The sequence below is a fragment of the Thermomicrobium sp. CFH 73360 genome (genome assembly GCF_023806465.1).
Taxonomy (GTDB): Bacteria; Chloroflexota; Chloroflexia; order Thermomicrobiales; family Thermomicrobiaceae; genus Thermomicrobium.
This window is the reverse complement of sequence record NZ_JAMSLS010000002.1, coordinates 549936-561073: the sequence shown is the minus strand read 5'-3', so window position 1 is coordinate 561073 and position 11138 is coordinate 549936. Positions and strand designations below refer to the sequence as shown.

Genomic DNA, 11138 nt, shown 5'->3' with positions numbered 1-11138 from the left:
TGTGCCGGGAGGACGGGACGCGTGGACGAGCACGATCTTTCCGTCGTCATCGTCACCTGGAACGTTCGAGGGCTGTTACCAGCGTGTCTTGAGAGCCTCCAGGCGGAGCTCAAAGAGAGCGGCCTGAAAAGCGAGGTAATTGTGGTCGATAACGGCTCCAGCGATGGAACAGTAGAACTTGTCGCCGAGCGCTTCCCCTTTGTCCAGCTGATTGCGCTCGGGGAGAACCGTGGCTTCGCGGCAGCGAACAATATCGGTTTCGCGCGGAGCCGCGGCCGGGCGATCTTGCTCCTCAATCCGGACACCGAGGTTCTTCCCGGCGCCATTACCTGGCTGTGGCGGGCGCTTCATGCCGCACCGCATGTTGGGCTCGTCGGAGCGTGTTTACTGAACTCTGATGGATCTTTGCAGTCGGCGGGGTACCGGTTTCCGGGGTACGTGCAGAATCTCCTAGACTTCTTCCCTATTCATCCACGACTCATAGGCTCACGCCTGAACGGCCGCTTTGGCCCCGGCGATGGCTTAACACCATTTGCTATTGATCATCCACTCGGGGCTTGCATGCTGGTGCGGCGGGAAGTGGTCGAAAAGGTAGGTGGACTCGACGAGGGATATTTCTACTACAGTGAAGAGATCGACTGGTGCCGTCGAATCCGCGCGGCTGGTTGGACCATCCTCACAGCGCCGGCTGCACTTGTTGTGCACCATGCTGGCGGGAGTACCCGCCAGGTATCAGAAGCGAGTTTTCTGCAGTTGCACCGCAGCCGTGCACGTTACTTTTGCCGATGGCATGGGCCGACTTTCGTGCGTCGCTTGGCCTGGCTTGCTGAACTTGCTGCCGGCTGGGCGGCTCTCCGTGCGCGGTTGATTGGCCGTGCAGAGTTGGCCGGACGCGCGCGACTTTTGCGCCAGGTTGCTGCGATCTATCGCCACACACCGTGCTGCGATGAGTCAGTCTGATCCACTGTGCCTCACGGTCATCATCTTGACGTTGAATGAGGAGCGGCATCTCCCCGGTTGCCTGGAGAGCGTGCGTGGCCTCGGGCGTCAGCTCCTTGTTGTCGACTCCGGCTCGACCGATCGGACGGTCGAGATCGCACGAGCGGCCGGTGCCGAGGTCGTGACGCGGCGCTTTGTCGACTTCCCATCGCAACGGAATGCCGCGCTCGAGCTGGCTCGTGAACCCTGGGTGCTCTTTGTCGATGCCGACGAACGGGTCAGCCCGGAACTGGCGAGGGAAATCCGCCTTGCCCTGACCACTGTTGATGACTCGGTAGCTGGTTTCTGGATTCCGACACAGAACTGGATGTGGGGAAAGTGGATTCGTGGTGGTGGATGGTGGCCGGACGAGCACCTCCGGCTGCTGCGGGTTGGTCGGGCACGGTATCGAGCGGACATCGCCGTCCACGAGGTCGTCGAGCTTGAGGGGAACGCTGGCCGCCTCACAGCTCCTCTTGTGCACCTCAACTATGACTCGCGGCGTGAGTTCGTGCAGAAACAACTGCGCTATGCCCACCTTGCAGCGCGTTCGCTGATGGCACAAGGGAAGCGCCCACGCCGCCGGACGTTCGTCGGCCAGCCACTTCGCGAGTTCTGGCGACGCTTTGTCGTCTTGCGTGGGTATCGTGATCGGCTCGATGGGCTGTTCCTCGCAAGCACGATGGCGGTCACGACATTCGTCACCTGGGTGCTCGTGGCGCGTGGGTGGCGCCGGCGTGTGATACAGGAGCGTCGGCGGGTTGCTGAACTCGCGCAAAGCCCCACACTCGACGTTTCGGTGGTTGTTGTCAGTTACCGGAGTCGCGACTACCTACCAGGGTGCTTAGATGCCGTTCGTGCAAGCCTTGAGGCGTGCGATCTCATTGGTGAGGTGATTGTCATCGACAACGCCTCGCCCGATGACACAGCCGCGCTTGTGGCCGAGCGGTACCCCTGGGTGCGCTTGATTGTGAACGAGGTGAACCAGGGATTCGCCGCTGCAGCAAACCAAGGAATGCGGCAAGCACGCGGGCGGGTCATTGTCCTGCTGAATCCGGATGCGCGACCGGTTGGCGACGCGCTCGGACGGCTCGTGCGCTTCCTGGCGAGACACCCGACAGTCGGGGCGGTTGGACCACGCTTGCGCTATCCGGACGGACGAACACAACCGTCACGGCGACGTTTTCCGACGCTACTGACCGGATTTCTTGAGAGCACGCTTATCCAGGACTATTGGCGGAACAACCGAGTACTTCGGCAGTACTATGTGGCGGATCGAAGCGACGACGAGTTGCAAGAAGTCGATTGGCTCGTCGGAGCGTGCCTGGCAATACGGAGAGAGGCGCTAGCGACCGTTGGGCTCTTGGATGAACGGTTCTTCCTGTACTCGGAAGAGGTCGAGTGGTTCTGGCGACTCCGTCGTGCTGGCTGGCGCGTGTACTATCTACCGGATGCTGAGGTTGTCCATAGTGAGGGCGCCTCGAGTGAGCCGGAGTCAGCGTTCCGTCAGATCGCCTTTGATACGGCGAAAGTGCAGCTCTACCATATCCTCTATGGGCCGCTCGCTGCAGAGCTCTTGCGGGCTTTTCTGCTCCTGACCTATGTCCTGCGCCTGGGCCGCGAGGGTGCCAAGTGGCTGATTGGGCACAAGCGAGCGCTTCGCTGGCGGCGTCTTGTGCGTGATTGGTGCGTACTCCGTTCCCTCCTGCGTCCCCAGGTGGTGCGCCTCCTTGCCCGGCAGGGGTGAGCGGTTCGTGATGGCTAGACGCGTGCTCTTTGTCACCGGGGAGTATCCGCCGCTTCGGGGCGGCGTTGGCGACTATACCTGGCAGCTCGGGTGCGCACTGTCCGCGACGGGCTGGACGGTCGAGGTCGCGACGCGGCGTCTCCCGGGGCCAGCACCGGATGGACCGCTCGTGCGCTGGCAGCTTGCGGGATGGGGACGTCCACTCTGGAGTGTGCTGCGCTCCCTCCGGGAGAGCGGGTGGCACGGCGTCGTGCATCTCCAGTACCAGGCGGGGGCGTTTGATCTCCAGGGGCGGATCGTGCTCCTGCCCGTCTTGGCGCGTCCGCTGCCGGTCGTCACCACATTCCACGATCTGCGTGCCCCCTACCTGTTCCCCAAAGCCAGTTTGCTCCGTCGAGCATCATTGCGGATCTTGGCCCGAACCTCTGCTCGGGTTGTCACGACCAATCGGGAGGACGAGTGGGAGCTTCGCCGCTGGGGGGTAAGGCCGGAGCGACTTGTCCGGATCCCAATCGGCTCGAACCTACCGGAGCCTCGCGACCCGACGGCGGTGCGGGCGGGACTCGGCCTACCGGCGGGCCGTGCGCTCGTTGCCTTCTTCGGCTTCCGCCATCCGGAGAAGGGCCTGGAGACCTTACTGGTAGCACTCGAAGCGTTACCTGAACCGCGTCCCGTGCTGCTGCTAATCGGCGGAGCGCAGCCAGATGTGCACGGGGCGCGGGACGCGGGAGCGAGGTCACTCGGGGTGGCGGGCTCAGGGCCGATCGTTGACCTCGGCTATCGCCCGGCGCAGGAGGTGGCCGATCTTTTGGCGGCCGTCGATGTGGTTGTCCTCCCGTTCCGCCACGGCGCGAGTCTGCGCAACGGGACGCTCGTCGCCGCCCTGGCGTGTGGTGCCGCTGTCATTTCCACGCAGCCGCGCGATCCGACCGTCCTCGCACCGCTCCGCGATGGCGAGCACCTACGACTTGTTCCACCGGACAATCCGAGAGCCCTGGCACAGGCGCTCTCCGAGTTGCTGAGCGACGCTGTGGTGCGCGAGCGCCTGCGACGCGCGGCGCGTGACATCACGCGCAGCTTTTCCTGGCATGACATCGCTGCTGCCCACGATGCCCTCTACCGTACCCTACTGACCGAAGGACGTTAGGCGTGCCAAGCGGCTATCCATTTCAGCCGGAGCGCCGGGGCACCGTGACCGTCTATCGGCGTCTCGGGGCCGTAACCGGTGAGATCGGCAAGCGCGTGCAGCTTCCCGTTCCCGGTATCGAACTTGGTGAGACGGAGGTGGCCCTCGGGCAACGCCTGGAGGACGAGGAGGGTGTCTGGCGTAGCCCACGCTGCCTGCAGGACTCCATCCTGCAGCTCGTGCGGTACTGGGTCGGATGGCGTGCCTTCGGCATCCAGGATGAGAAGCTGATGCGCAGCGACCCACGTCGCCCAGGACGCGGGTTCCAGAGCCGGTGCTACGACCAATACCAGCCGTCCCGTGTTAGGGGACCAACTCAGGGAAACGGGGACGACGTCGGCTCGAGGTAGTTCGACCGGTGTGCATTGAGCGAGGCGGACAGCACAGCGAAGCAGCGCTTTGGTGGAGCTCCAGTACTCGCGCCCCTCACCCGCGATGAGGAACACCGTTGGAGACTCGGCCGTCGGTGGCCCCCAGGTGAGGAGGCTGTGCTCCGGTTGCATCGTCGCGAGGGTCGCAACGGTACCGGTTGCGAGGTCGACCGAGCGGAGCGGGGCGCCATCGGTAGCGAGGCTCATCGAGGCGAGCGGGAGCTCCCAGATGAGGAGCCCTTGACCGTCAGGCCACCAAGCGGCGATGTGGAGGGTGGTTCCCTTCGCTTGATAGACAGTGCGCTCCTGGTAGTCCTCCAAGGAGAGGAGAACGAGCTCGCCCTCCGGGACACTGGTCGCACTGCGGGAGCGGACGAGGGCGATTTGCCGCCCGTCCGGCGCCCAAGCAAACGACTCGACGGGACCGTGGGCGACTGGAGTATCGGGACCTGTCCCCACTGGATCGTGCAGAAAGAGTCCACCATTGACTGAACGAAGGAGCAGCAGGTCCGCCACTGGTGACCAGGCGAACAGTGGTTCAGGGGGCAGTGCCCCTGCTGAGGGGACAGGTGGGGTGCTGGCTACGACGCCGAACTCGGTGCGGCGATCGCTTTGTGTGTCGCGAATGACAATGGTCGTTCCCTCGCGTGAATCCTTTCGGTAGGCGAGCCAGCGTCCAGACGAGGACCAGGACGGGCTACTCACTCCGCCGTCCTCGATCCACACGGCTCCATCGACCACGATGCGATTGCCGAGTGCGAGAGCGAGTCGGCCGATGGCAGGGGACCCGCCGCTCGACGGTTGCGATGCTGGAAGTCCACTCTCACCCGGCGAGTTCCGATGCTGGTTGTCCAGCGTAGAAAGCACCATGAGGTAGGTCATGGCCAAGAGTCCGACGACGAGCAAGGCCGCGAGTGTGCCAGCGATAACACGGAGCGGATTGCGCCGCGAAGGGATGGGCGCTGACGCTGTCGAAGGGGACGGCATAGGCTGGAGGACGTGCAAACGGTGTGCCTGGATGCCCTTCCGGTGGGGGGACTGGCGTGCCATACTTTGTGCGAGCGTCCGGATGCGAACCGAGAGCGTCGGTGGAGGCTCTGTTGCACCCAGCAGGCGATGCAACTTTGCCACAAGCATCCGTTCCTTGAGATCAGCGTCCGGTGGAAGGAAGTCAGCAATGTGGTGTGCACGTTCGTCATTCGGTGGTCGCTGCATCGTAGGCCTCCCGGAGTTCTCGGATGATCCGGAACAACTGTTTGCGGACGGCGCCTTCCCGCTTCCCGAGGAGTCGGGCAATCCCCCTCGTGGAGAGTCCTGCTGCGAAGCGGAGCGCGAGCAGCTCCTGCTTTCCCGGCGTCAGCTGACGCAGGAGTTGCTCCAAGAGGAGCCGATCATCAAAGTGTTCGTGGCTCAGTGACAGTAGTGGACGGATGGCGGAGTTCCTGGCTCGCTCGACCGTCCGACGACGACTCGCGTCGATGGCCACGTTCCGTGCGATCCGGAGAAGCCAGAACAGGAAAGGTGACCCGCGCGGGCGGTAGGTGTCAAGTGTCCGATAGGCTCTGAGGAATGTTTCTTGGGCAAGGTCCTCGGCATCGGCCGGGGAGCCCGTCCAAGCGAGGAGATAGCGGTAGACCGGTCCAAGGTAGCGGAGATAGAGCTCGGCGAAGGCGTTCGGGTCTTCTCTGGCAGCAGCGAGGAGGACTGCCTCGTCCTCCAGTTCTGCTGGCTGTTTGTCGGTTTCGGTCAACATCGTCACCTCCCCGCCTGACCCGAGTGTGGCACCTCCTCACACCGGATAACGTCTCAGGAGTCCTGGAGAGGACAGAGAACTTGGTGCCGGCATCCGCGAGACGACGCGGTACACTTGTGTTCTGCAGCGACCCTTCGTGTGACGCTGCAGTCAAGGCCAGCGCCAGGAGGAGAGACCGTGCGGTACTTTCTGAAGACAGAACGTGGTCAGCCAGCGCGGGAGCTGGACGAGGTAACCGGACAGCAGATCCTGCATCGTGGGCGCCACGAGGGGCGACGGGTCGTCGAGCTGTTCGTCCTGCATCCGGATGGTCGGATCGACCGCTATCAGGAGCGGGCGCGGCGCAAGCTCGGGAGCAACGCCATCGTCTCTCGCACCTGGCTTGTCGAGACCTACCATCCTGAACGACCCGGTCAGTGGAGTGACGACCGCTATGTGCCTTCTCCTGAAGAGGCACTCGCCGAGACAGAACCCGCCCCTGAGGCGGTTGTCTTGGTGTTGCTCGGGGCGGAAGAGGACGACGAGCCGGTCCTTGCTCAGCTGACCAACCTGCAGACTCAGCGCTCCTGAACCACGATGATGGTACGGCCGTGACCGCGGAGCCGCAAGCAGATCGCGTGGACGATCGGGCGACGGTATCGCCACCGCTCCGCCCGTTTCGCGCACTCCGCTACGTCGCGGAGCACGTTGGTGATCTTGCTGCCGTCCTTGGCCCGGCCGACGACGTGCCGACAGCCGAGCAGGCTGCAGCACTGGCTGCGCAACACCCGCACCACTGCTTGCACCTGGAGGTCCCGGATCCGGATGGCCGCTCGTTCCAGACGGCCGCACGCGTGTTTCGCGCCTGGCGCGCTCAAGGGATCGTCCAGCCAGATGCGGCGCCGGCCTGTTATGTCTATGCACACCGCTTTGTGTTTGAGGGGCAACCCCGTGAACGATTCGGCGTTTTCCTCGCTGCCTCGCTCGACCCGCACCGTGGAGCTCGTCTCCTCCCGCATGAAGGAACAACGCAGGAGCTGGTCGAGCGACGAGAGCGACAGCTCGAGGCGGTGCAGGTGCACGCTGGTGCGGTCTATGCCATTTGGGACGGAGAAGGGACCTTGCGCCAGATGCTTGAGGCGATCACTGCGCAGGAGCGTCCTCTGTGGCGAATCGAACGCTCTGGGGAATGGCACACGCTCTGGGCTGTCCATGGGAGTCAGGCTGCTGAACTGGCCGCACTGATCGCCTCGCGTCCGCTGGTTGTTGCCGATGGGCATCATCGCCTCGAGGCAGCGAAACGCTATGCCCAGCGATACGTTCCTGCAGGCTCGAGCAGTCATCCCGCTGCGTGGGTACCAGTCCATGTGGTGGATGCCGCTGACCCTGCACTTGTTGTCCGGCCGATCCACCGGCTACTGCGCTGGCTTCCCTGTGACTGGGATGCGATCCGCAGCCACCTGGTGGACCATGCGAAGATTGTGCAGGTAATCCGAGCTCCGAGTCCGGACATGCTGATTCGCGCCACCGAGACGCTTGCTGCTCGGGTTGTGCCGCACGCACTCGTTGTCCATGCTGAGGAAAGCCTTGAAGTCGTGCTGCCGGGGGATGACGTTGCGAAGCCTGATGCCCTGCTTGTTGACACGCTTGTCCTTCGGCACGTCTGTGCGTTCGATCAGGCTGAGCTCGAACAGGTGGTTGAGTACACGCCGGATGTCGTCGAAGCGGCACTTGCGGTGCGATCGGGACGGGCGGCTCTTGCAATCCTGCTTCGACCAACACCGTTGAAGACGGTCCTTGCTTGGGCGGAACGTGGCCAGCTACTCCCGCCCAAGACAACGTATTTCTTCCCCAAATTGCCGCAAGGTCTCGTGTTCTTCGACCTTGCTGATTCGCTCACGCTGAGTTGACAGAGTGCCGTGGCACGGCACTTCAGACGGAGCTCGTCGCAGACGTCCTTCGCATTGCCGGTTGGACGAGATACGCATCGCTGGCGGTCGAGAGGGCTGCTCTCCGGTAGCCCGTCCTGAGACGATGCGGCCGCCGCAATCAACTGCGGCGGCTCGCAGGACACGAAAGCGGGTGTCTGGGCGGTTTACCGTCGGCCGAGAAAAACGCTCGCCAGGCTGAGGACGGCAACGACAAGACCGGAGACTACCATACTGGCGACCATGGCTCCGACGGCCGTCTCACCGCTCACAAACGGTGCGGCCGCGATCCAGAGACCGATCGGCACATTCGCAAGACCAACCCACCGGAGTCCGGGTGAGAGCGCGAGTTCAGCGATAGCGAACATGACAATGCAGCCGCCGAAGAAAGTGGCGCTGAGACGCGTGACATCGTAGAGCCAAGCATCGGGGATGACGTAGGGGGATGCGGCCAGCCACAGGCCAATGACCATGACGAAGGCGGCGACGTAGTCCCAGAAGGCTGACGTTTGGCGCTGCGCAGTAGCCATCTCTCCTGTCTCCTCTCCCTTCCCACCTGTCACGTCCTAGCGCACGAGCCCACGTGGTGCTCCTGGCCGATTGTAGCCAAGCGGCTCTAAAAAGCAACCCGCCCCAAGGGCGGTACCCTGGGGGCAGGTTCTCCTCTCGCGATGCGACGTTGCTATGGCACCACAGTGATGGTGGACGTCGCGAGCAGCGGGTCAGTCGGCTCCTTCACCCCTGTCAGGCCATAGTCCAGGTAGCAGGCGATCGTGAACCCGTCGTTGCCGACGGCGTCCGCGTCACCGTCCACCAAAATCAGGTTCGCCGAAGCGGCATTCCCGCTACCAGTTATGAGACTAGTGATACCTGAGGCGGCCGGTGTCGGCTGGCTCGCCCAGCGGGCTCGCGGTTGGACATTGTTCGGCCCAGTATTGTGGTCGGTGGTCGTGAACTCCAGGAGAATCGGGACGCCGGTCGGTGTGTTCGGAGAGAGGTCACATGTCACCTGCACCGTGACCGTGCTGTTGCCGGCTAGGTCTCCTGCCGGAACGGTCGTAATTGGGTTGTTGTTGCGCGTGATTGACAGCTGGCCGGAGAGCTGTCCCAACGGGACCCAGGTGATCTGGCTCGTATCAGACGGTTCAGTGGCGTCCTGCTGGCCATTGCCGTTCAGGTCCCACCAGACGGTCAGCGTATTCGTGACCGCTTGGCTGTTTGAGAGGGTCACCGTCACCTGACCGTTCCCGTCGGTCGTTGCGGTTGTTGGCGTGAGCGTTGGTGTGCCCTCGTTGCTCACGCGGAAGGCCAGAGTGCGACTGGGGAGTGGAGTACCACCGCTGGTCAACGTGGCGATAAACGGGACATTCTCGCCGACCGTCGCCAAGGTGGTGCTGGGTTGCAGGACAAGCTGGAAGTTGGTCAGAGTCAGGGCAGGGTGGCGAGTAGGCGTCAGGACGAAGACACCGGAGCCATCGCCCTGCACTTGATAGTTGACGACATTGGAAACTCCCACCAGGAAACCGGTCCCGCTGCCGGCGCCGTCGGTCACGCCGACCAGGGCCATGCCTGTGAAGTTCCGCGGTGCGCCGGTGAAGGTTGTGCCGAAATCGGTTGCGTATGGGTAAATCACCGTGTAGCCACCAGCCGGTACCGCGACCAGCACCGGGTTCTCGCTTGTCCCGACCTGGCTCGGTGTGACTGGGGTTCCATTTGTGCCCAGGAGCTGCACATTGGCAAGCTGCTGCCGACCCGTCGGGTTGAAGAGCGTAAAACCGCTTATGTCACCCTGGCCGGTGGCATCGCCGACCTGGAAGAGCGGGAGCGCGAGCGTGTGCGTGAACCAGGCTCGGCCCGTGACCTGTCCGGCTGTGCGTGCCTGTGTCTCGGCCGCTGACCAGCTCTGCTTCGTGCCGGCTAAGTCCGGAGCGGAGGGCGCGATGTAGCTCATCGCCTGCCCCTGGCCCGGCCCGGCAAGATACTTCACCTCATCCACAGCTGCGGCAAAGGGTCGCTGGCCGTTGATCACGACCGCGTTGACCCGCGCGGGGTCAAGACTGGGGACTACCGCGATGTCCGGTCGGTAGATGAACGCACTCTCATTAGGTTGCAACGTGATGACAGCCAGTTCCGGTGGTACGACCTGGGCGATCCCGTTCCGGTCGTAATAGGTCAGCGTCAGCGTATTCGTGTTGTTCCTGTCCAGGTTGACCAGTGTGATGCCTGTATTCCAGTTGTTGTAGTCGCGGAAGACGATCGGAGCGTAACGGGTTGTCGCCGTCGTGCGTGGCACTCCTTCATTCGTCAACAGCATGCGCCAGCTCGGCTTGTAGCGTTCAGCAACGACCGCAACCCCGGCGAGCTGAGCGTCGATGAAGGCAGCCCCGACCCATTCAGCGGGTACAACGCCAGAAAGATCGATCGTCCAGGTCTGGCCAGCATTCAGGGGCTGGGTCAGCGTATAGGTGGGGTTGCCAACCGCCACGCCGCGCGAACGCTGCAGGGTGATCGTTACCTGGTTTTGCTGGTTGCGAAGATTGGCGACCTTAATGATGGTGTTCCAGCCGTTGTTGGTCTGGACAACCGGAAGCACCCAGGTGCGTCCCAGGCTTGCAGCTTCCCAGTCATCGTCACGGATGCCGGTCGTACTGGAGACGCTCTGGAAGGTGCTCGAGGTGCGGAGATCGTTCCCGAGTGCCATGGGCCCGCCGTGCTTCTCAATAGCGGCGATTGCTGGGCTACAGATGATCGTGCAGATGCCGAGTTCAGTGAGAATTGCTTGGCTTGTGTCGGGGAAGGACGCCTCGATCACCAGGCCAGCGCTGCCACCGGAGGGCACCAGTCCGAGTCCTCCGAGTTCCGCAGCCGTAAATGCGCGGGTGGCACGTGGCGCGAGCGTGAACGGGCCACGGATCGTTCCGCCGACCCGCTGGTTGCGCAGTCGAATCTCAATCGGCAGTGCCTCCAGGTTCTGCACCACAACGGTGCTCCAGATCGGCCCGACGTTCCCCGGTAACGTCTCGCCATTGTAGACAGCAGCAAATGTGACCCGTGACTGCTGCTCGCTGAGTGGGCTGGCAGCCTGCATGATGGGAATTCCCGCAACAAGGCTGCTGGTTGCGAGCACCCAGGCGAGCAGTACCCGCCTTAGCCTCGACGGTCGTCGTCCGGTTTGCATCGTGACCTCCTTCCGTTC

Annotated in this window: 9 protein-coding genes; 5 read left to right on the top strand and 4 right to left on the bottom strand. The window is 63.3% G+C overall.

The genetic code is table 11. The features are described 5' to 3' along the window. Window positions 1-21: 21 nt before the first annotated feature. The 3 genes from NET03_RS05845 to NET03_RS05835 are packed head-to-tail and all read left to right on the top strand — an operon-like array spanning window position 22 to window position 3872. A complete protein-coding gene (locus tag NET03_RS05845; RefSeq protein WP_252127963.1) occupies window positions 22-960 on the top strand; it encodes a glycosyltransferase family 2 protein in 939 nt (312 codons plus the stop codon). Further along, window positions 947-2725, top strand: a complete 1779-nt coding sequence (locus NET03_RS05840) for a glycosyltransferase (RefSeq protein WP_252127962.1) — start codon at window positions 947-949, stop codon at window positions 2723-2725. Before NET03_RS05845 ends, NET03_RS05840 begins: the two co-directional genes overlap by 14 nt. 10 nt (window positions 2726-2735) lie before the next feature. Continuing rightward, the gene (locus NET03_RS05835; protein ID WP_252127961.1) at window positions 2736-3872 is read left to right on the top strand and encodes a glycosyltransferase; all 1137 of its coding nucleotides are present in this window, start codon (window positions 2736-2738) and stop codon (window positions 3870-3872) included. Here the strand turns inward: NET03_RS05835 and NET03_RS05830 are convergent. Then, a complete protein-coding gene (locus NET03_RS05830; protein WP_252127960.1) occupies window positions 3869-5497 on the bottom strand; it encodes a TolB-like translocation protein in 1629 nt (542 codons plus the stop codon). The genes NET03_RS05835 and NET03_RS05830 overlap by 4 nt on opposite strands. Beyond that, window positions 5478-6035: an RNA polymerase sigma factor gene (locus tag NET03_RS05825; RefSeq protein WP_252127959.1), complete on the bottom strand. Its 558-nt coding sequence runs from the start codon at window positions 6033-6035 to the stop codon at window positions 5478-5480. Before NET03_RS05825 ends, NET03_RS05830 begins: the two co-directional genes overlap by 20 nt. Before the next feature lie 177 nt (window positions 6036-6212). Between NET03_RS05825 and NET03_RS05820 the strand changes: the two genes are divergently transcribed. Beyond that, window positions 6213-6605 (top strand): hypothetical protein, encoded by a 393-nt coding sequence (locus tag NET03_RS05820; protein ID WP_252127958.1) that lies wholly within the window; start codon window positions 6213-6215, stop codon window positions 6603-6605. Between the two features lie 20 nt (window positions 6606-6625). Then, window positions 6626-7924 carry a DUF1015 family protein gene (locus NET03_RS05815; protein WP_252127957.1) on the top strand — a complete coding sequence of 433 codons (1299 nt, stop codon included), beginning with the start codon at window positions 6626-6628 and terminating at the stop codon, window positions 7922-7924. Between the two features lie 185 nt (window positions 7925-8109). On the opposite strand, the gene NET03_RS05810 is transcribed toward NET03_RS05815, so the two are convergent. Both NET03_RS05810 and NET03_RS05805 read right to left on the bottom strand, forming a co-directional pair. Then, window positions 8110-8472: an SPW repeat domain-containing protein gene (locus tag NET03_RS05810; protein ID WP_252127956.1), complete on the bottom strand. Its 363-nt coding sequence runs from the start codon at window positions 8470-8472 to the stop codon at window positions 8110-8112. A gap of 152 nt (window positions 8473-8624) precedes the next feature. Then, window positions 8625-11120 carry a hypothetical protein gene (locus tag NET03_RS05805; protein WP_252127955.1) on the bottom strand — a complete coding sequence of 832 codons (2496 nt, stop codon included), beginning with the start codon at window positions 11118-11120 and terminating at the stop codon, window positions 8625-8627. Window positions 11121-11138 lie beyond the last annotated feature (18 nt).